The 20,625-nt window shown below is 71.3% G+C and carries 16 protein-coding genes and 1 pseudogene; 6 read left to right on the forward strand and 11 right to left on the reverse strand.

Features of this window, described 5'->3' with window-relative positions:
* Position 1: 1 nt before the first annotated feature.
* Complete coding sequence (locus HC362_RS18865; RefSeq protein WP_243085139.1) at positions 2–1,141, reverse strand: lipid-transfer protein; 1,140 nt, start codon at positions 1,139–1,141, stop codon at positions 2–4.
* Positions 1,142–1,379: 238 nt separating this feature from the next.
* On the opposite strand from HC362_RS18865, the gene HC362_RS18870 reads away from it, so the two are divergent.
* Positions 1,380–2,945, forward strand: a complete 1,566-nt coding sequence (locus tag HC362_RS18870; RefSeq protein WP_243088696.1) for a FadD3 family acyl-CoA ligase — start codon at positions 1,380–1,382, stop codon at positions 2,943–2,945.
* On the opposite strand, the gene HC362_RS18875 is transcribed toward HC362_RS18870, so the two are convergent.
* From HC362_RS18875 to HC362_RS18885, 3 genes are all read right to left on the reverse strand, one after another.
* Positions 2,920–3,117 carry a hypothetical protein gene (locus tag HC362_RS18875; RefSeq protein ID WP_243085140.1) on the reverse strand — a complete coding sequence of 66 codons (198 nt, stop codon included), beginning with the start codon at positions 3,115–3,117 and terminating at the stop codon, positions 2,920–2,922. The genes HC362_RS18870 and HC362_RS18875 overlap by 26 nt on opposite strands.
* Positions 3,118–3,395: 278 nt before the next feature.
* The gene (locus HC362_RS18880; RefSeq protein ID WP_243085142.1) at positions 3,396–3,557 is read right to left on the reverse strand and encodes a hypothetical protein; all 162 of its coding nucleotides are present in this window, start codon (positions 3,555–3,557) and stop codon (positions 3,396–3,398) included.
* Positions 3,558–3,818: 261 nt separating this feature from the next.
* Positions 3,819–6,767 (reverse strand): AfsR/SARP family transcriptional regulator, encoded by a 2,949-nt coding sequence (locus tag HC362_RS18885; protein ID WP_243085144.1) that lies wholly within the window; start codon positions 6,765–6,767, stop codon positions 3,819–3,821.
* A 188-nt stretch (positions 6,768–6,955) separates the two neighbouring features.
* On the opposite strand from HC362_RS18885, the gene HC362_RS18890 reads away from it, so the two are divergent.
* Positions 6,956–8,176 (forward strand): amidohydrolase family protein, encoded by a 1,221-nt coding sequence (locus tag HC362_RS18890; RefSeq protein ID WP_243085145.1) that lies wholly within the window; start codon positions 6,956–6,958, stop codon positions 8,174–8,176.
* 109 nt (positions 8,177–8,285) lie between these two features.
* Here the strand turns inward: HC362_RS18890 and HC362_RS18895 are convergent, their stop codons facing one another.
* Genes HC362_RS18895 through HC362_RS18920 form a run of 6 tightly spaced genes read right to left on the reverse strand, consistent with a single transcriptional unit; the run spans position 8,286 to position 13,880 of the window.
* Positions 8,286–9,530 carry a cytochrome P450 gene (locus HC362_RS18895; RefSeq protein ID WP_243085147.1) on the reverse strand — a complete coding sequence of 415 codons (1,245 nt, stop codon included), beginning with the start codon at positions 9,528–9,530 and terminating at the stop codon, positions 8,286–8,288.
* On the reverse strand, positions 9,500–10,813 hold the full coding sequence (locus tag HC362_RS18900) for a cytochrome P450 (protein WP_243085149.1): 1,314 nt from the start codon (positions 10,811–10,813) through the stop codon (positions 9,500–9,502). Before HC362_RS18900 ends, HC362_RS18895 begins: the two co-directional genes overlap by 31 nt.
* A complete protein-coding gene (locus tag HC362_RS18905; RefSeq protein ID WP_243085150.1) occupies positions 10,810–11,433 on the reverse strand; it encodes an ATP/GTP-binding protein in 624 nt (207 codons plus the stop codon). Before HC362_RS18905 ends, HC362_RS18900 begins: the two co-directional genes overlap by 4 nt.
* 34 nt (positions 11,434–11,467) lie before the next feature.
* A complete protein-coding gene (locus HC362_RS18910; RefSeq protein WP_209265360.1) occupies positions 11,468–11,836 on the reverse strand; it encodes a DUF742 domain-containing protein in 369 nt (122 codons plus the stop codon).
* Complete coding sequence (locus HC362_RS18915) at positions 11,833–12,258, reverse strand: roadblock/LC7 domain-containing protein (RefSeq protein WP_243085151.1); 426 nt, start codon at positions 12,256–12,258, stop codon at positions 11,833–11,835. The genes HC362_RS18910 and HC362_RS18915 overlap by 4 nt, the downstream gene beginning before the upstream one ends.
* A complete protein-coding gene (locus tag HC362_RS18920; RefSeq protein WP_243085153.1) occupies positions 12,255–13,880 on the reverse strand; it encodes an ATP-binding protein in 1,626 nt (541 codons plus the stop codon). The genes HC362_RS18915 and HC362_RS18920 overlap by 4 nt, the downstream gene beginning before the upstream one ends.
* A gap of 364 nt (positions 13,881–14,244) precedes the next feature.
* Between HC362_RS18920 and HC362_RS18925 the strand changes: the two genes are divergently transcribed.
* The 4 genes and pseudogenes from HC362_RS18925 to HC362_RS18940 all read left to right on the forward strand — a co-directional run.
* Entirely contained in the window at positions 14,245–15,198 is a 954-nt protein-coding gene (locus HC362_RS18925; protein WP_243085155.1) for a TIGR03619 family F420-dependent LLM class oxidoreductase, read from the forward strand.
* 59 nt (positions 15,199–15,257) lie between these two features.
* Positions 15,258–16,142, forward strand: coding sequence for an SDR family NAD(P)-dependent oxidoreductase (locus tag HC362_RS18930; RefSeq protein WP_243085157.1), 885 nt, complete (start codon positions 15,258–15,260; stop codon positions 16,140–16,142).
* 330 nt (positions 16,143–16,472) lie between these two features.
* On the forward strand, positions 16,473–17,603 hold the full coding sequence (locus HC362_RS18935) for an LLM class flavin-dependent oxidoreductase (RefSeq protein ID WP_243085158.1): 1,131 nt from the start codon (positions 16,473–16,475) through the stop codon (positions 17,601–17,603).
* 112 nt (positions 17,604–17,715) lie between these two features.
* A pseudogene (locus HC362_RS18940) lies at positions 17,716–19,473 on the forward strand (D-aminoacylase); the annotation flags it as partial.
* A gap of 25 nt (positions 19,474–19,498) precedes the next feature.
* Here the strand turns inward: HC362_RS18940 and HC362_RS18945 are convergent.
* On the reverse strand, positions 19,499–20,521 hold the full coding sequence (locus HC362_RS18945) for an aldo/keto reductase (RefSeq protein ID WP_243085160.1): 1,023 nt from the start codon (positions 20,519–20,521) through the stop codon (positions 19,499–19,501).
* Positions 20,522–20,625: the final 104 nt, after the last annotated feature.

A 20,625-nucleotide genomic window follows, 5' to 3' on the forward strand; every position in this document is an offset into this window, starting at 1 on the left:
GTCAGCTCCTCAGCAGCAGCGCGGAGGTGGGTACGCCCTCGCCCGCCGTCACCAGGCAGGTGGCGGCGTCGGGCACCTGGGCCGTCGAGGTGCCGCGCAGTTGGCGGACGCCCTCGGTGATCAGGTTGAAGCCGTGCACATAGGCTTCGGACAGGCCGCCCCCGGAGGTGTTGAGGGGCAGCCGTCCGCCGATCTCCAGCGCGCCGCCCTCGGTGAAGGCCGCGCCCTCGCCGCGCTCGCAGAAGCCGTACCCCTCCAGGGAGAGCGGGATGAGCGCGGTGAAGGCGTCGTAGATCTGGGCGACATCCACATCCTGTGGACACAGATCGGCGTGCTTCCAGAGCTGTCCGGCGGCCGTCCAGGCGGGTCCGTGCAGCGGGTCCTCGGCCCAGTAGTTGACCATTCCGTGGTGCTGGGCGGGCAGGCCCTGCGCTGCTGAGTGCACATAGACGGGCTTGTTGCGGCAGTCGCGCGCCCGGTCGGCGGAGACCAGGACGCACGCCAGTGCGCCGTCGGTCTCCAGGCAGTTGTCGAACAGGCACAAGGGTTCGCTGATCCAGCGGGAGGTCATGTACATCTCGCGGGTCAGCGGCCGCTCGTACATCATCGCTGCGGGGTTCTGGTTGGCGCGGTTGCGGCACGCCAGCGCGACGTTGAAGAGGTGGTCGCGGGTGGCGCCGTACTCGTGCATGTAGCGGCGGGTGAGCATGCCGATCTCGTCGGCGGGGCGCAGCAGTCCGAAGGGGCGGGTCCACTGCGCGGGGGTGGGCAGCTGCACGGTGGTGTCGCGCCACGGGCGGCCGCCGGAGCCGCGCTTGCGGGAGCGCCAGGCGACACCGACGGTCGCCTGTCCGGTGGCGATGGCGGCGGCCAGGTGCGCGACGGTGGCGCAGGAACCGCCGCCGCCGTAGCCGACCTTGGAGAAGAACGTCACGTCGCCCGCGCCGATCGACTTGGCGACCTCGACCTCGTCGGTCTCCTCCATGGTGTACGAGGCGAAGCCGTCCACCTCGGCGGGCGCTATTCCCGCGTCGTCCAGGGCGTGCAGGATCGCGCGGCAGGCGAGGGCCTTCTCGGATTCGGGAAGCCGTTTGGCGAACGGCGTCCGGCCGATGCCGACGATCGCCGTGGCGTCCTTCATGGCGTCCTCCCGTACGTGCTGCTCACGTGCTCCGGTACTGACAGTGCGGGAGGCTACCGCTAACCTGACGGTGTGTCAGGTAGCTGTGTCAGGTAACCGTGTCAGGTAGGGGCGCCGGTGCTCGCCGGCCCGGCCTAGGAGGCGCAAGGTGAGCGGTACGGACTTCTCGCCCGCGTACGGGAAAGCGCCACGGACCACCCCGGGGGCCGCATCTTCGGCCACCCCGCGGACCGTTCCCCTGCTGGTACGGGCGGCCGCCGAGCGGTACGGGGAGCGCGAGGCCGTCGTCGAGGGCCGCACCCGTGTCTCGTACGCCGAACTGGGGGAGCGGGTCGAGCGGGCAGCGGCCGCCTGCCTCGCCCGGGGCCTGGAGCCGGGCGACCGGGTGGCCGTGTGGGCGCCCAACACGCTGGACTGGATCGTCGCCGCGCTCGGCGCCGTCACCGCGGGCGGCGTCCTGGTACCGGTCAACACCCGCTTCAAGGGCGCCGAGGCGGCCTATGTGCTGGAGCGGACCCGCGCCCGGCTGCTGTTCGTCACCGGCACCTTCCTGGGCGCCTCGTACGTCGCTTCACTGCGCCGTGCCACCGCCGAGGGGCCTGGCACCGGGCCGCTGCCCGGACTGCCGCACCTGCGCGAGGTGGTGGTCCTCGCACCGGACGCGCCGGAGAACTTCCGCACCTGGGCGGACTTCCTGGACGGCGGCACAGCCGTCTCCAGCCGTACGGTCCGGGAGCGCGCCGAGCTGACAGCCCCGTCCGCGCCCTCCGACATCACCTTCACCTCGGGCACCACAGGGCACCCCAAGGGCGTGGTCATCACCCATGAGCAGACGCTGCGCGTCTACGACTGCTGGAGCGAGCTGGCCGGACTGGCCGAGGGCGACCGCTATTTGATCGTCAACCCGTTCTTCCACACCTTCGGCTACAAGGCGGGCGTCATCGCCTGTCTGCTGCGCGGCGCGACGATGATCCCGCAGCCGGTCTTCAACGCGGAGACGGCGCTGGCCCATATCGCCACCGAGCGGATCAGCGTGCTGCCAGGGCCGCCCACCCTCCACCAGTCGCTGCTCGACCACCCGGCCCGCCACCAGCACGACCTGTCCGCGCTCCGCCTGGTGGTGACCGGCGCGGCCGTCGTCCCGCTGGAGCTGGTCGAGCGGCTGCGCGCCGAGCTCGGGGTCGGCACCGTACTGACCGCCTACGGGCTGACCGAGGCGTCCGGCACCGTGACGATGTGCCGGCGCGGCGACCCGCCCGAGGTCGTCGCAGCGACCTCGGGACGGGCCCTGCCGGGTACGGAGGTGAAGGTCGTGGCCTCCTCGGGTGCCGAGCAGCCGGCCGGCACCCCCGGCGAGGTGCTGGTGCGCGGCTACCACGTGATGTCCGGCTACTTCGAGGAGCCCAGCCGGACCGAAGAGGTGCTCACCCCGGCCGGCTGGCTGCGCACCGGCGACGTCGGGGTCATGGACACCGACGGCAATCTGCGCATCACCGACCGGATCAAGGACATGTTCATCGTCGGCGGCTTCAACGCCTATCCGGCCGAGATAGAGCAACTCCTCGCCCGCCACCCCGGCATCGCCGAGGTCGCCGTCGTCGGTGTCCCCGACGCCCGGCTGGGCGAGGTCGCCAAGGCCTTCGCCGTACGCCACCCCGGCGCGACGGTCACAGCGGACGACCTGATCGCCTGGTCCCGCCGCGAGATGGCCAACTACAAAGTGCCGCGGCAGGTCGAGTTCGTGGCGGAGTTGCCGCGTAACGCGAGCGGGAAGGTCGTCAAGACGCGGTTGCGGGGGCGGTGAGGGAGGCCGCGTCGTCGCCGCTCGGCAGCATGGTCGCGTTGCGGTCCAGGATGGAGATGGTCTGCGCCCGGTCCGGCGGTGCCTGCGCGGCCGCCACCGCGGGTATGGCCAGAGCCCCCGCCGCGGCGAGCGCGAGCGTGCAAGTAGTGATCAGCTTCGTGGATCGGGTCATGGGGTGTCCCTCCGGGAGCGAATACATGTTCTGGTCGATACATTGACGCTGCAGTGCTCGGAGAAACAACGAGCACCACTCATGCGGCGAGGGCCGCGTCCGACGGCTCCCCCTCTTCGCCGTCGGCCACGACCCTCGGGTCCCCCCGTCATACAGGGAATCTCGTATCCCGCCCCTGGAGGACGAGTCCCCCCGATTCCCTGCCATGGCCCGTGAAGGGCCGCTTCCGCTCCCCGAGGGGGTTCCCCCGATCCCCCTGCTCCCCCCGGGGAGCGAGCTCAGTTGGCGGGCCGGATGGTGTTGTTGCGGTCCTGGGTGCTGAACGTGCCGGCCTCGCTCGACTGGTCCTTGGAGCTCTTCTTCGGCTTGATGGTGTTGTTGCGGTCCTTGGTGGTGACCTCGCCGCTCTCGGGCGTGACCTTCTCTTCGTGGTCGCTCATGGTGGCTTCCCCTCTATGGGCTTGTGGGCAGATGTCCGCCCAGCGGCTCCCCCGTGGGCCGCCGGACGGACGGGTCAGGGCCGTTCACCCTACCGGGGGGTTGGTCGGTTCCCCCTGCCGATCCGCCTGCCCCCCGAGGCGCCGGATCGACTGCTAAGAGCATGCAGGGAGGCGATAAACGATCGATGAACGTCCCATGGGTGAAGACGTTGAACGAGGCTTCGCGGCTCCGGGTGACCGGCAGTATGTGCGAATTCCCGGTCAGGCCACGTCCTTCGCGCTCATCAACTCCCGGACCGCGGCCGCCTCGGAAGCCCCCAGCGCCTCATACTGCTCCAGCGCCTCGCGCCAGCAGGCGTGTGCTCGGCGCTGATGGCCTATGGCATCCAGCGCCCGCCCGAGCAGTGTCAGGGCGTGCGCACGTCGCCAGGGTCCGCCGACGCTGCGCAAGATGGCGATGGACTGCTCGGCGAGCATCGCCGCCTGGGCAGGTTGCTGGGCGGCGAGGTGGACCTGACCCAGCCGGAAGTAGACCATTCCTTCCCACAACCGCTGACGGCTCTGCTGGAAGATGTGCAGCGCTTCGCCGAGGTGCACTTCCGCCTCCGTCAGCCGGTTCGCCTCGGTGAGCGCGATACCGAAGGCGTACAGGGCGTTCGCCCGCCGCATGGAGACACCCACGCGGGAGTGGATGGCAACCGCCCGGCCGGCCAGCTCGAGCGCCTCCGCCGTGTCCCCCAGCCAGGTGCTGGCGCGGGAGAGATTGCCCAGCGCACTGGCCGCCGCGATTTTGTTGTCCTGGGCGAGGAAGGCGTCCAGGGCCTGGCCGAGGTGCTGCTTGGCCTCGTGGTAGCGGCCCTGGTAGTTGGCCACGATGCCGCGGTCGTTCAGCGCGTACGAGCGGGAAATCGGATCTCCCGCGGCGGTTCCCAGCAGACCGGCCTCGCGGGCCTCCGCGTCAGCGGCGTCGAAGTCGCCCGTCGTCAGATGGAGTCCGGTCAGGATCGAACGGGCCCGCGCCTCGGCGCGTGCGTTGTCGTGCGCATGTGCGGCCGCCTTGAGCGCCTCCGCCGCCTGCTGGTACTGCCGGATGTTCACTCCTGACTCGGCCAGCGCGCCGGCCGCCATCAGCAGGTCGACGGCCTTGTCGAGGGCCGCGCCGTGCCACGACTGGTGCGCACACGCCAGGAAGCACGCCGACTCGGCGAAGAGCCAGTCGATGGCCTGCTCTTGGCCGGTGAAGGCGAGGCCCTCGTGGTCCGTGGGCTCCAGATGGTCGACCAGCCGCTCCTCCGGGCGCTCGAGAGCGTGCGCGTTGCGCGCCGTCGCCAGGTAGAAGTCCAGCAGCCGTCCCAGCGCCGCCTCGCACTCGCTGGGCGGCTGCTCGTCGCGCTCCGCGCAGGCGCGTGCGAAGAGGCGGACCAGGTCGTGGAAGCGGTAGCGGCGGGGGGCTGCGGACTCCAGGAGGGAGGTGTCGACGAGGGACTCCAGCAGGTCCTCTGTCTGCTCCGGGGCGCGGTCCAGGAGGGCCGTGGCGGCGTCGAGGGAGATGTCGGGGCCCTCGGCGAGGCCCAGCAGGCGGAATGCGCGGGCCTGTTCGCGGTCGAGCTGGCCGTATCCGAGTTCGAAGGTGGCCTTGACGGCCTGGTCGCCCGCCTGGAGTTCGTCCAGGCGGCGCCGCTCGTCGCCGAGCTTGGCGGCGAGCACGGAGACCGTCCAGGTGCGGCGGGCCGAGAGCCGGGCTGCCGCGATGCGGATGGCCAGCGGCAGAAACCCGCAGGCGGCCACCACGTCCATGGCGGCCTCGCGCTCGGAGAGCACCCGCTCCTCGCCCACAATGCGGGTAAAAAGGGCGATGGCCTCCTCGGGGCTCATCACATCGAGGTCCACCAGATGTGCCCCTGCCAGGTCGACCATCCGCATCCGGCTGGTGACCAGCGCCGCACACCCTGCCGTGCCGGGCAGCAGGGGCCGCACCTGTGCGGCGTCCCGGGCGTTGTCCAGCAGCGCGAGAACCCGGCGGCCGGCCAGCAGCGAGCGGAACAGAGCGGCGCGGTCCTCGATGCCGCTGGGAATGGCCGAGTCGGCGACGCCCAGAGCGCGCAGGAAGGAGCCGAGGACGGTCTCCGGATCGGCGGGCGAGGCCCCGGCGCCCTGGAGGTCGACGTAGAGCTGGCCGTCGGGGAAGCGGTCGGCGGCGGCGTGGGCCACATGGATGGCCAGCGTCGTCTTGCCGACGCCGCCGATGCCCGCGACGGCGGAGACGGCCATGACCGTGCCCTCGGCCTGGGCGAGCTGGTCGCCGAGTTCGGCGACGAAGGAGGCGCGGCCGGTGAAGTCGGCGACGGTGGCGGGGAGCTGCGCGGGCCGGGTGACCGTGGTGGCCGAGGAGGGGGAGCTGCTGTCGGACTGGAAGGTGAGGTCTTCGTCGGCCTCCAGGATGCGCTGCTGGAGCTCGGAGAGTTCGGGGCGCGGGTCGACGCCGAGTTCGTCGGCGAGCAGCCGGCGGGTGTCGGCGTAGACGGCCAGTGCCTCGGCCTGCCGTCCGCTGCGGTAGAGGGCGAGCATCAGCAGTTCGCGCAGTCTCTCGCGCAGCGGGTGCGCCGCGGTCAGCGCCGTCAGTTCGCTGACGGCCTCCGCGTGGCAGCCGACCTGGAGGTCGAGATCGAGCCGCAGCTCCAGCAGGCTCAGTCGCCACTCCTCCAGCCGGACGCGCTGGTGTTCGGCGAAGGGGCCGGGGACGTGGGCGAGGGGTTCGCCATCCCAGTGCTTCAGGGCCGCGCCGTACAGTTCGCGCGCCTGGGCGCGGTCGCCCCCGGTGGCGGCCTTCTCGGCGCGTACGGCCAGTTCGTGCGCTGTTTCTACGTCCAGTGCGGCCTCGGGGCCGGTACGGATGGCGTAGCCGCCGGACTCGCTGACCAGGATGTCGGCGTCGGCGCCGAGTGCCTTGCGGATGCGGGAGGCGTAGGTGCGCAGCGCCGCCTTGGCCCGCTCGGGCGGCTCCTCGCCCCAGATGGAGTCGATGAGCTCCTCGGCGGTCGCGGTGTGGCCGCCGCGCAGCAGCAGCGCCGCGAGCAGCGCTTTCTGCTGGGGTGAGCCCATGCCGACCGGCTGGTCGCCGCGCCAGGCGCGGACGGGGCCGAGCACGGCGAAGCGAAGCTTCTGCTCCCCATGCTCCGTTCCGACTCGCGTATCGTCCCCGGCGCCCATTGGTGTGCTCCCCTGCAGCTCCGCACTCCTCCGTTCCCCGCAGGGGCCAGTCTGCCTTGTTCATGGCAATTACGTCAGCTCAGGTACCGGCCTCTCTACGAAGCCTTCGAATTCGCCGACGGCGGACGGGAACCGGAATCCGGCGCACAAGAGCTGACGGACCGTCAGGTCGGCGCTACCTTGACCGTATGGAGACCTTCCCCAGGATCATCTCGGTGGACGACCACACGGTCGAACCCCCGCACGTGTGGCGGGAGAGGCTGCCGTCCCGGTACCGCGAGGTCGGACCGCGTATCGTCCGTGCGCCGCTGAAGGAGATGACCTTCGTCGGCGGGAAGTTCGCGCCCACCATGGGCGAGGCCGGCGACGAGGGGCCGATGGCCGACTGGTGGGTGTACGAGGAGCTGCGCCGCCCGCTGACCAGGCTCGACACGGCCGTCGGCTACGACAGGGACGAGGTGCGGCTGGAGGCCATCACCTACGAGCAGATGCGCCCCGGCTCCTACGACGTACGCGAACGGCTGGCGGACATGGACGTCAACCACGTCCAGTCGGCCCTGTGCTTCCCCACCTTCCCCCGCTTCTGCGGGCAGACCTTCACCGAGGCCAAGGACCGGGAACTGGGCCTGCTGGGGGTGCGGGCGTACAACGACTGGATGGTCGAGGAGTGGTGCGGCCCCGACGCGCGGGGGCGCCTCATACCACTCACCCTCGTGCCGCTGTGGGACGCCGAACTGGCCGCCGAGGAGGTACGGCGCAACGCGGCACGCGGCGTACGCGCCGTCTGCTTCTCCGAGATCCCGCCGCGCCTGGGGCTGCCGTCCGTCCACACCGACGCCTGGGACCCCTTCCTGCGGGCCTGCGACGAGACCGGAACCGTCATCGCCATGCACATCGGCTCCTCCAGCAGGATGCCCTCCACCTCGGCGGACGCGCCCCCCGCCGTCGGCTCCACCCTCACCTTCGCCAACTGCTGCTTCTCGATGGTCGACTGGCTGATGAGCGGGATCTTCGACCGCTTCCCGAACCTGCGGATCATGTACGCGGAGGGCCAGATCGGCTGGATTCCGTACATCCTGGAGCGCGCCGATGCGGTGTGGGAGGAGAACCGGGGCTGGGGAGGGGTGGCGGACAAGGTGCTGCGCCCGCCCTCCGAGCTGTTCGCCGAGCACGTCTACGGCTGCTTCTTCGACGACGACTTCGGACTGAAGAACGTGGAGTCCATCGGCGTGCCCAACGTCCTGTACGAGACCGACTACCCGCACTCCGACTCGACCTGGCCCAAGTCCAGGGAGGTCGGCGAGGCCCAGATGGGACACCTGCCGGCCGAACTGGTGGAGCGGATCGTGCGCGGCAACGCCATCGAACTGCTGGGGCTGACGGACGAGGGGCTGTGGGCCGGCCCCTGACCCCGGTGCCGGCACCGGCGGGCCGGGGAAGCGGCGGGGAGCGGCTGCCCGGCCCTGTCCTCCGGGCCGCCCGCTCCCCGCCACCTCCGGCTCACAGCGCCGCTGCCGCTCAGCCCAGCGGCCGCACCGGCAGCTTCGCGTAGCCGAAGGCGATGGCCGAGGGAACCTGCGCCAGCTCCTCGGGCGGCACCGCCAACGCCAGCTTCGGGAACCGGTCGAAGAGCCCGGACAGCGCGATACGCGCCTCCATCCGGGCCAGCGGAGCGCCCAGACAGAAGTGCACTCCGTGGCCGAACGACAGATGCTCGCCGCCGGGCCGCAGGATGTCGAACTCGGCGGCCCCCGCACCGTACTTGGCCGGGTCGCGGTTGGCCGACGCGATCGTGGAGACGATGGCGTCGCCCTGGCGGATCGTGGTGCCGTCCGCCAGTTCGATCTGCTCGACGGCGAACCGCAGCGGCAGATTGGCGATGCTGGGCGCCCAGCGCAGCGTCTCCTCGATCACGTCGTCCCAGGACGCCTTGCCCTCCCGCACCAGCTCCAGTTGGCCAGGGTGGGTGAGCAGCGCTTGCACCGCGTTGCCGATGAGATTGACGGTCGTCTCGTGCCCAGCGCCGATCATCAGCAGCAGGGTGTCCAGCAGCTCCTTCTCGGAGAGCCTGTCGCCCTCCTCGTCCCGGGCCGAGACCAGCACACTGGTCAGATCCTCACCCGGCTCGGCGCGCTTCGCCTCGGCCAGCGCGGTGAAGGCCGCATGCATGTCCACCGCCGTCTGCGCGGCCTGCTCGGCCGTCAGCGTGGTGTCCATGATCAGATTCATCAGCCGCCGCATCTCGGGCCGCTGCTCCGCGGGCACGCCGAACAGCTCGCAGATCACATTCATCGGCAGCGGGTGCGCGAAAGCCGAGCGCAGCTCCAGCGGCTCCCCGCCGGGCCCGGACTGCCGCGCCTGCCGCTCCATCGCGTCCAGCAGCTCGCCGGTGATCCGCTCCACCTCGGGCAGCATCGCCGCCGTGCGGCGCGCGGTGAACGCGGGAGCGACCAGCTTGCGCAGCCGTTTGTGGTCGTCCCCGTACGAGACGAGCATGTTCTCCCGGTCGAGCCAGGTCAGCAGCCAGCTGTCGCGGAACTCGCCGCGCTGCCAGGGCGGCCAGTGCTGACGCGGGTCCTTGGAGACCCGCGGATCGCGCAGCAGCTCCTTGAGCGCGTCGAACTCGCTGACGTACCAGGCGTGTACCCCGGCGGGCAGCTCGACCAGGGTGGCGCTCGCCCCCAGCTCGCGGATGCGCTCGGCCTCGCCGTGGATGTCCCGCCCTGAAGGGTCTATGCGGACCGTGTGCCGCTGTGCTTCCACGGAGTTCCTCCTGCGGTGTCGGGACTGACGGGGCTGAACCGTGCGGGCAGCGAGACCAGTCCGCGCTGGAAGGGTCCCGGCCGCCACTGGAGTTGGTCGTAGCGCACCGTCAGCTCGATGTCCGACAGCCAGGCGGTGAGCCGTTCGATGGCGGTCGTCGCGATGAGCAGCGCGGGCTGCTGCGCGGGGCAGGCGTGCGGGCCGGCCGCCCACGCCAGATGCGCCCCGCCCCCGGACGCCGCGGCGCCGATGCTCTCACCCGGTGCCGAGCGGCCGCTCTGGGTGGAGGCCGCCGCGTAGGAGACCAGGACGAGCTGTCCGGCGCGCAGCCACACGCCGTGGAAGTAGACGTCGTGGCGGGGGTAGTGCGCCGAGTAGTTGGCCATCGGCGGCTCGTTGCGCAGTACGTCGTGCAGCGCGTCGCGGGCCGTCAGCGCGCCGCCGGAGAGGTTGCCGTAGTAGCGGTCGTCCACGAGCATCCGGCTGAGCGCGTTGCCGATGAGGTTGGACAGCGGCTCGTAGCTGGCGCCCAGCGTCACCACGATCTGGTGGACGACCTCCTCGGCGGTCAGCTCCGCGGGGTGGTCGATGAACCAGGACGTCAGGTCCTGGCCGCGCTCGCGCTGCTTGAGCTGTGTCAGCTCGGTGATGTAGCGGGTGTACGCGGCGTCGGCCGCTGCCGCCTCCTCGGGCGTCTTGCTGTCGAACATCCCGGCGATGCCCTGGATCAGCAGCTGGCTGCTCTCGTCCGGCAGGCCGAAGACCCGGTTGAAGACGAGCAGCGGCAGCACCCGCGCGAACTGGCCGACCAGGTCGGCCTCGCCGTCCTGCGCGAAGCTCGCGATCAGTGAGTCGGCGACCTCCCGCACCATCTGGCGGATGGTGTGCGGCTCCAGCCGCGCGAAGCCGTCGGAGATCACCCTCCGGTAGCGGGCGTGCGTCTCCCCGTCGGTGAACAGCGCGTTGGGCCTGCCGCGCAGCATCGGCATCACGGCCGAGTCCTCCGGCACGCTGTCCAGCCAGATGCTGGAGTCCTTCGACCAGGTGGCCGAGTCGTGCAGCAGCTCCAGAGCGGCGCGGTAGTCGATCACCAGCATCGCGCCCACCCCGGGGGCGATCTCCACCGGCGCGATGGCGCCGAACTTGCGCAGCCGCTCGTAGACGGCGTACGGGTCGGCGGCGAACTCCTCCCCGTACAGCGGCGTGACCTCGTTGTTGGGCCGGGACAGCGGAGGAGGCATCTGGCCGGAGGGCTGCGTTCCCGGCGCTGGTGCGGTGCTCAAGTCAACTCCTGGGGCTGCTGCGGTTGGCTGTCTACCTGGCCGGACTGCTGTTGCTGCTGCCGGTCGAGGGCCTCCAGGACGTGGCCCACGAGCGCGATCAGCGCGTCCGCCGACTGGTCACGGTCGCGCGCGTCACACACCACCAGCGGGGTGTCGGGCGCCAGGTCGAGGTGGTCCCGCAGGGTGTCGGGGTGGTGCTGCGGCGAGTCGGGGAAGGAGTTGACGGCCACCGCGTACCGCAGGCCCGCCTCCTCGATCATGTCCATCACCTCGAAGGAGTCGGCCAGGCGACGGGTGTCCGCCAGCACCAGGGCGCCCAGCGCGCCCCGGGCTATGTCCTGCCACAGCGGACGGAACCTGCGCTGACCCGGGGTGCCGAACATGTACAGCACCAGATCCCCGGGCAGCGTCAGCCGCCCGAAGTCGATGGCGACCGTGGTGGTGGTCTTGTCGCGCACCCCGGCCAGATCGTCCACCAGCGCCCCGGTACGCGTCATCACCTCCTCGGTGTGCAGCGGCTTCGTCTCCGACAGCGAGCGGATGAAGGTGGTCTTGCCCACCCCGAACGGCCCCGCGACCAGCAGCTTGACCAGCGTCTGCGGCTTGTCGTCCAGATACATGGAGCCTGCCCCTGCGCCCGACGGGGGTTCCGGACTAGGAGGACTTGAGAGTGCGGAGTCCATTGAGAACTTTCTCCAGAATCTGCCGCTCCGGCAGTTCGGCGTCGGGGATCGGGGCGCGGGCCATCAGTCGGCCCGCGTCCACCAGGTCGGCCACCAGGACCTTGACCACACTGACCGGAAGCCGCAGGTGCGCGGCGGCCTCGGCGAGCGACAGCGCACCGCCGCGCAGCAGCTCCAACAGCCGGATCTCCTCCGGGCGCAGCCCGGAGACCGTCGAGGGGTCCGCGGCACCGTGCAGCACGGTGAGGCGGTCGAGCGTGTTGCGGCTGGGCCGTGCTCGTCCGGTCGTCGCCAGATACGCAGGCACCAGGCGCCTGCCGTCACGGGGCGGCGGAGTCATGTGGTCGTGTCGTTCCTCGCCGGGGTGCTCATGGTCTTCGCACCCAGCGACGCGACCTGTACCTGCATCTGGTGGGTGACCACGCCCATGTTCACGTCGGGACCCGCGAACACGGCCAGCGTGGTGTTCTCGCCCGCGGGGATCGCGAAGACCCAGCCGTGGTCGGACTCCACCACGGTCTGCCGCAGCCGCGCCTCGAACGTCCCGGCGAACGCCGCCGTGGTCGTGCGCGCCGCGCCCTGGAGCGCGGAGAGCATCGCGGCCACACCCTCTGCCGCGTCCCGCTCCAGATTGGGCGAACGCCCCTCGATGAGGCCGTCGCCGGAGATGACGGCCGCGTGGATGACGTGCGGCAGCTCCAGGAGGGGGCCCAGCACCCATGAGGTGTCGTCCCGGAGCGACCTGCGTGCGGGGATTGTCATGCCTGCGGATTCCCTTCAGCGGAACGGAAATCGGCGTGCTGGTCGTCGGCGACCGCGTTGCCGTGATCGGTGTCGGAACCCGGCGCCGCGGGCGTCACTCGGGGCAGCGTGCCCGTCTCTGCGGCCTCGTCGACCGCCGCGCGGCCCGAGTTGGTGCCGCGCTGGAAGGCGGCCCAGCGCTGGGCGCTCTCCTCCGGTGACGCGGCCGGCGTCTGCGGGGGCTCGGCGGTCGGTGCGGCGGAGTCCGCACCCTGGGCGGGGGCCGCAGCCTCCCCGGAGGTTCCCAGGTCCACATACGGCCCCGGACGGCGGCGCCGGCGGCGCGGCAGCTCCTCCTCGGCGGACTGGGGCTGCGCCTGCGGGTCACCGGCCGGCTCGGAGCGCGGCCGCTCGGCCGTACGGCCGGCGCCTGTGCCCAGGTGGACGGTGTCGTTGCGGGCCGGCTCGGACCGGGGCTGGGGCGGGCGCTGGGTCGCCGCGTGCCCTGGCATCGTGGAGGGGACCGCGGCTGCACTCGCGGTGGACCGCGGCACCGGGGCCATGGGGGACATCGGCTGCTCCTCCTCGTCGAGCAGCGTCAGCAGCGGTTCGCCGGGGATGTGGACGATGGCTCGCACGCCGCCGTACGGTGATGCCTCGACGGACGTCGTGAAGCCGTACTGCCTGGCGAGCTGCCCCACCGTCGCGAAACCTGTCCTGGGCGGGTCGCCCAGCTCGGTCAGGAGCACGTTGTCCTGGCCTCCCATCAACCGCTGGGCGCGTTCCACCTCCTCGGCGTGCATGCCGACGCCGGCGTCATCGATGATCACCGAGGCGCCGCGGTTGCCCTGCTGGATCGTGACGGCCACGGGGAGTTCGGGGTGCGAGTAGTGGAGCGCGTTGGCGAGCAGCTCGGTGAGTACCACAGCCGCGGGCTCCACCGCCCGCGCCACCACGCCCACCGGGTCGCGGAGCTGGTTGGTGACCTGGACGCGCTCGTAGCCGCTGAGCCGGGACATCGCGCCGACGACGATGTCGCCCAGGTGCGAGTTCTGCCGGGTCAGTCCGGGCCAGGCACCGCAGACGATCGCGGTGGACTGGATACGGCGCAGCGCCTGCTCGTTGAGGAAGTCGGCGGCCAGCAGGTCCTCGGCGACGAACGGGTCGTCGTAACGTTCCTGCATGGTCTGCAGCCGCGTCTGCAGCTGGTAGAGCAGCGCCTGGATGGTGGTCGTCGCACCGCGCATGGCGGCCTGCGCCGCACCGTCCACCCGCAGCCGCTCCTTGGTGACGGCGTCGCTGACCTGCTCCAGCACCGTGGTGAGCGCACGGTCCAGCTCGGTGCCACGGAACGCCGGGTCGAGCAGTCCGCGTACGGGGACGTTGGGATGGGCGAGCGCCGCCGTCAGGTCCGGGACGCGGGCGCCCGCCAGGTGCCGGACCTCGGCCTCGGTCGCCTGCGCGCGCTGGGCGAGTGCCGCCTGCTGGCGCAGGGCCTCCTGCAAGTCCTTCTCGGTGGCGGCGGAGCGCTGTCGCAACCGCTTCGCCTCCCGCGCCGAACGCGCCAGCAGGAGGGCGAGTGCCACGGCGGCCGCCGTCCCCACGGACAGGATGACGGTCAGCGCCACCGGTATCTCGGTCATCGGCGTCCTTGAGCGATTGGATTGTCGTGCGGTCTGGTTCGGTCCGCGGACTGATCGCGAACTGATCAGGAAACAGCAGTGCCGCCATGTTCCCTCAGTGGCGCCGTGCGCGCAGCCGGATGCGGAATCCGTGCTCCTGGTTGCCGGGAGCAAACGCGCCGGGTGCGGCGCTGAGGCTAGCACTCCTGAGTACGGGTCAGCCGAGGGGGCCACCGTGCGGACAGGTGGGGATGCGGGGCGGTGGGTGGTTCGCCCGGCTCGCCGTCGGCGGTGTCCGGGCCGATGCCCGGGCCGACCTCCGGGCCGACCTCCGGGTCGTCGACGCCCTCTTGTCTGACGGAGCGTCAGGTACGAGCATGGGCCCGTGCTGACTTTCCCTCCCGGACAGCTCGCCTATGGAATCCAGCTACCGGTCCAGTCACAGAGCACCCTCTACGCCGAACCGTGGGAAGCCGCAGCGGGGCCCGCGGAGCTGCTGGCCGTGGCCCGCGCCGCCGACCGGAACGGCTACGCCTACATCGGCTGCTGCGACCACGTGGCCGTGCCGCGACGGCTGGCCGGCACCATGAGCACCGTCTGGTACGACCCGGTGGCCACCCTGTCCTTCCTGGCAGCCGCCACCGAACGCGTCGCGCTGCTCAGCCACGTCGCCGTCGTCGGCCTGAGACACCCGCTGGTCACCGCCAAGCAGTACGCCACACTCGACCACCTCTCCGCGGGCCGGCTCGTACTGGGCGTGGGAGCAGGACACCTGCGCGAGGAATTCGACGCCCTCGGAGCGGACTTCCGCGCCCGCGGCGCCGTACTGGACGAGACCCTCGACGCGCTCAAGGCCGCCTTGGGCGAGGAGGAGTTCCCCGCCTTCACCGGAGACCGCTACTCCTTCGCCGGTCTGGGACAGCGTCCACGCCCCGCGCAGCGGCCACGGCCACCCCTGTGGGTCGGCGGCTCCTCGCCCCCCGCGGTACGCCGTGCGGCCCTGCGCGGTGACGGATGGCTCCCCCAGGGCGACCCCCGCGACGCACTGCCGCCCAAGATCGAGCGCATCCACCGCCTGCGGGAGTCGGCCGGACTCGCGGACACACCCTTCACCGTCGGTGCCATCGCGGAACCGCTCCATGTGGGCCGCCCCACCTGGGACGTGGGCCGCCGCACCCTGCGGGGCACGCCCGAGTCGCTGGCCGACGCGCTGCGCCCCTACCGCGACATGGGCGTCGGCCAGCTCCAGCTGCGCTTCCGCGCCCGGTCGGCGGCGGAACTGGTGGACCAACTGACCCTCTTCATGGCCGAGGTCGCCCCGCGCCTGGCCGACGCGTAGGGCTGCTGCTCGCGGGGACGGGCGGGGCTCCCCGGAGGGCCCCGCAGAAGGAGGCACACATGGGGAAGCTCGACGGCAGGGTCGTGCTGATCAGTGGTGCGGCACGCGGCCAGGGTGCGGCGGAGGCACGGCTGTTCGCCGCCGAGGGCGGCAAGGTGGTGCTCTGCGACGTGCTCGACGAGGAAGGCGAACGGGTGGCGGCACAGCTCGGTGCCGACCGGGCGCGCTACGTCCATCTGGACGTACGGGACGAGACCGGCTGGCAGTCGGCCGCCGACCTCGCCGAGGAGAGCTTCGGGAAGGTGGACGGCCTCATCAACAACGCGGGCATCCTCCGCTTCAACGAGCTGGCGGCCACCCCCGTCGCCGAGTTCCGCGAGGTGGTCGACGTCAACCAGACGGGCTGCTTCCTCGGCATGAAGACCCTCGCGCCACGCATCGAGGCGGCCGGCGGCGGCACCATCGTCAACACGGCCTCGTACGCCGCGCTGGCCGGGATGGCGTTTCTGACCGCGTACGCGGCGACCAAGGCCGCGATCGTCGGGATGACCCGCGTCGCGTCGATGGAGCTCGCGAGCCGGGGCGTCCGCGTCAACGCGATGTGCCCCGGCGCGATCGACACCCCGATGTCGAACCCCGCTCAGGCGGCGGAGAACGGCCTCAGGCTGGATGTGGCGGGGGCGCCCGAGGAGGGGCCCGAGGGAGAGGCGTCCGGCGCCTCGGGGGGCGGGGCCGGGGCCGGTGCCGGGGCCGGTGCCGGTGCCGGGGCCGGGGAGAGCGGCCTGGACGCCTTTTACGCCAAGCTCGTCCCGCAGGGCAGGATGGGCCGCCCGGAGGAGGTCGCGCGGCTGGCGTTGTTCCTCAGCTGTGCGGACTCCTCGTACGTCACCGGTCAGCCGTTCGTCATCGACGGCGGCTGGCTGGCGGGCGTCCCTGTGCTGTGAGCCGCTCCCGGGCGGGGTCGCCGCGGCGTTTGCTCCTTCGCTTGTGGGACGAGAGCGCCGGCGTGCGGGAGGGGGCGCTGATTTCCGTCAGGAAGACTTTGCAAGTCCTCCAGCAATTCATGATCAACTCTTCACTCTTCCTTCACCTGTGCGCCGGTCCCTCCGGTGCCCGCGGCAGGGGGTATCCGCCGTATTGACGGCCCCACCAGGCGGTGCCACAGTCGGTCCCAGCGTGAACTGACGGGCCGTCAGAAACGGTCGTCGGAGGCAGCCGGGAGCAGCCGGGCCAGCCGGAAACAGCCGGAAACAGCCGCCCAAGGAGATGACACCGTGGAATTCGGGCTCTTTGTTCAGGGGTACGTGCCGGCCGCGCGGGCCCAGGCCGATCCGCAGGCCGAGCACAAGGCGCTGGTCGAGGAGACCGAGTACGTCATCCAGGCGGACAAGTCGGGCTTCAAATACGCCTGGGCCTCCGAGCACCACTTCCTGGAGGAGTACAGCCACCTGTCGGCCAACGACGTCTTCCTCGGCTACCTCGCGCACGCCACCGAGCGCATCCACCTCGGCTCCGGCATCTTCAACCCGCTGCCGCAGGTCAACCACCCGGTGAAGGTGGCGGAGAAGGTCGCCATGCTCGACCACCTCACCGGTGGCCGCTTCGAGTTCGGCTCCGGGCGGGGCGCCGGCTCCCACGAGATCCTCGGGTTCCTGCCGGGTGTCACCGACATGAACCACACCAAGGAGATCTGGGAGGAGACCATCGCCGAGTTCCCGAAGATGTGGCTGCAGGACGAATACCAGGGGTTTCAGGGGAGGCACTGGTCGTTGCCCCCACGCAAGATCCTCCCCAGGCCGTACGGGGGTTCACACCCGGCGATGTGGTACGCGGCGGGCTCGCCCTCCTCGTATGCGATGGCGGCGAAGAAGGGGCTGGGGGTGCTGGGCTTCAGCGTGCAGAAGGTCTCCGACATGGAGTGGGTCGTCGAGTCGTACAAGGGCGCCGTCAAGGACGCCCGGCCGGTCGGCGGCTACGTCAACGACAACGTCATGGTGACCTCCACGGCGATCTGTGCCGAGACGACCGAGAAGGCGAAGCAGATCGCCGTGCACGGCGGCCTCAACTACCTGCAGTCGCTGCTCTTCCGCTACCACGACACCTTCCCCCGGCCCGAGGGCATCCCGCAGTGGCCCGAACTGATCCCGGAGTACACGGCGGAGGTCGTCGACCTGCTGATCGCCGAGGAACTGATGGTCTGCGGCAACCCCGAAGAAGTGCTGCGCCAGTGCAAGCGCTGGGAGCAGGCGGGCGCCGACCAGCTCTCCTTCGGACTGCCCATCGGCATCCCGTACGAGGACACCATGAACACGATCAAGCTCATCGGTGAACACGTGATCCCGCAGATCGACACCGACCCGGTGCACCGCACCACCCGCTTCCGCGACGCGGCACGCAACGGCTGACTGTCCGACCCGTCGGCCGGACACCGGTCCGCACCGCCGGACACGACCGCCGGGCAGCCCCGGCCCGCACCGCCGACCAGCACCCCGCAGGCTCGCGAGCGAGCAGGCTCCGCGAAGGAGGACACCCAGCATGCTCGACCACCTCATCACGGGCGCCACCGTCGTCGACGGCACCGGGGCACCCTCCTACCGGGCCGACGTGGGCATCAGGGACGGCCGGATCGCCCGTATCGCCGAGCCGGGGACGCTCCGCGAGGAGGCCCGCAGCAGCCAGGACGCCACCGGCCTGGTCCTGGCCCCCGGCTTCGTCGACCCGCACACCCACTACGACGCCCAGCTGTTCTGGGACCCGTACGCCACCCCCTCCATGAACCACGGCGTCACCACCGTCGCCGGCGGCAACTGCGGCTTCACCCTGGCCCCGCTCAACCCCTCACGCCCACAGGACGCCGACTACACGCGGCGGATGATGTCCAAGGTGGAGGGCATGTCCCTGGTGGCGCTGGAGGAGGGCGCACCCTGGGACTGGCACTCCTTCGGCGACTATCTGAACGCGCTGGAAGGCCGCATCGCCGTCAACGCGGGCTTCATGGTGGGCCACTGCGCACTGCGACGGCATGTGATGGGCCCCGGCGCCATCGGCGGCCGGCCCGACGAGGCACAGCTCGCCCGGATGCTGCGGCTTCTCCACGAGGCCATGGAGGCGGGCGCCTGGGGCCTTTCCACCACCCAGTCCGCCACCCACTCCGACGGCGACGGCAACCCCGTCGCCTCCCGGCACGCCCGGCCCGAGGAACTGCTGGCGCTCTGCCGCGCCGTCGCCGACCACGAGGGCACCCAGATCGAGGCCATCGTCGCCGGCTGCCTCGACCAGTTCTCCGACGAGGAGATCGATCTGCTGGCACACATGTCGGCGGCTGCCGGGCGGCCGCTCAACTGGAATGTGCTCACCATCGACGCCGCCGTGCCCGACCGGGTGCCACGGCAACTGGCGGCCGGCGAGCAGGCACGCAAGGAGGGCGGCCGCGTCGTCGCGCTCACCATGCCCATCCTCACGCCGATGAACATGTCGCTGGGCACCTTCTGCGCGCTCAACCTCATCCCCGGCTGGGGCGAGATCCTCGCGCTGCCGGTGCCCGAACGCATCACCAGGCTGCGGGACGCGGACGTACGCGCCGAAATGCTGCGCCGTGCGGACAGCAAGGAGGCGGGCGTCTTCCGCCGGCTGGCCCGCTTCGACCGGTACGTCATAGGCGACACCTACTCGGCCGCCAACGAGGGGCTGACGGGCCGCGTGGTGGCCGATATCGCGGCCGAACGGGGCCAGGACCCCTTCGGCTGCCTGGTGGACATCTGCGCCAACGACGAACTGCGCACCGTGCTGTGGCCGATGCCCACCGACAACGACCCGGCGAGCTGGGAGCTGCGCAGGCAGACCTGGGAGCACGAGGACGTGCTGCTGGGCGGCTCGGACGCGGGGGCCCATCTGGACCGCATGTGCGGGGCTCCGTACACCACCCGCTTTCTGGGCGACTGTCTGCGCGGCCGGAAGCTGGTCGGTCTGGAGCGTGCCGTGCGGATGCTCACCGACGAACCGGCCCGGCTGTTCGGACTGCGCGAACGCGGTCGGGTGCGCGAGGGCTGGCACGCGGACCTGGTCCTCTTCGACCCGGAGCGGATCGACGCCGGCCAGGCGACCCTCGTACACGACCTGCCCGGCGACAGTCCACGGCTCGACTCGCGTGCTGTCGGAGTCGTCGGCGTATGGGTCAACGGGGTGGAGACCATCCGCGACGACAAGGTGACCGGCGCGGTACCGGGGAAGATCCTGCGCTCCGGCCGCGACACCGAGACGGTCTCCACCCGGTAGCGCGCTCCCCTCCCCGGCGGGCCCGTCATCGCCGCCGCAGTGCGGCGTCCGCCAGCGCGGGCGGCGTGTAGTAGAAGTCGTCCGGGTTCAGATCCGTACCCGGGGGCACGATCTCGTCGATCCGGTCCAGCACCTCGGTGCTGAGCGTCACCTCGGCACCCGTCAGCAGCGACTCCAGATGCTCCATCGTGCGGGGGCCCAGCAGCACCGAGGTGACGGCCGGGTGGTTGCGGACGAAAGCGGTGGCCATGTGCCGCAGCTCGATCCCGGCCTCCTCAGCCAGCTCGCTCAGCGCCAGCACGGCCTCCAGCTTGCGCGCGTTGCCGGGCAGGCTCACATCGAACTTGTGCCGCTCGATTGCCGTGCGGCCCGCGCTCAGGTCGATGTCGTCGGCCGAGCGGATGCGCCCCGACAGCCAGCCGGCGGACAGCGGCCCCCACACCAGGACGCCCAGACCGTAGCGCTGCGCGGTGGGCAGCAGCGCGGCCTCGACACCACGCGCCAGGATCGAGTACGGCGGCTGCTCGGTGCGCGGCCGTACATGACCGCCCCGCTGCGCCGCCCACTGGGCCTCCACCTGGAGCTCGGCGGGGAACGTGGAGGTGCCCACGGCACGCACCTTGCCCGCGCGTACGAAGTCGGACAGCGCCCCCAGCGTCTCGTCGATGTCGGTGTGCGGATCGGGGCGGTGCAGCTGGTAGAGGTCCACATGGTCGGTGCCGAGCCGACGCAGGCTGTCATCCAGCGCCCGGGTCAGCCAGCGGCGGCTGTTGCCGCTCCGATTGGGGTCCTCACCCATCGGCATGTGCCCCTTGGTGGCCAGTACGACCTCGTCCCTGCGGCCCTTGAGCGCCCGCCCCACGACCTCCTCGCTCGCGCCGTTGCCGTACACGTCGGCGGTGTCCACCAGGTTGATGCCCGCGTCGAGGGCGCGGTGGACGATGCGGACGCAGTCGTCGACGTCGGTGTTGGCGGTGCCGAGCATCATGGCGCCGAGGGCGTGGTCGCTGACCGAGATGCCGGTTCCGCCGAGAATGCGCCGTTGCACAGTTGCGCTCCTGTGTGTCGTGTCCTGCTGTCTTCGTGTTGGGGACAAGCCTCGTCCAGGCCGCGCACCCCAACCAGATCAGACCCAACCTGGGTCCGGCAGTA

This window comes from Streptomyces sp. 891-h (assembly GCF_022760275.1).
In the GTDB taxonomy this organism is placed as follows: Bacteria; Actinomycetota; Actinomycetes; order Streptomycetales; family Streptomycetaceae; genus Streptomyces; species Streptomyces spirodelae.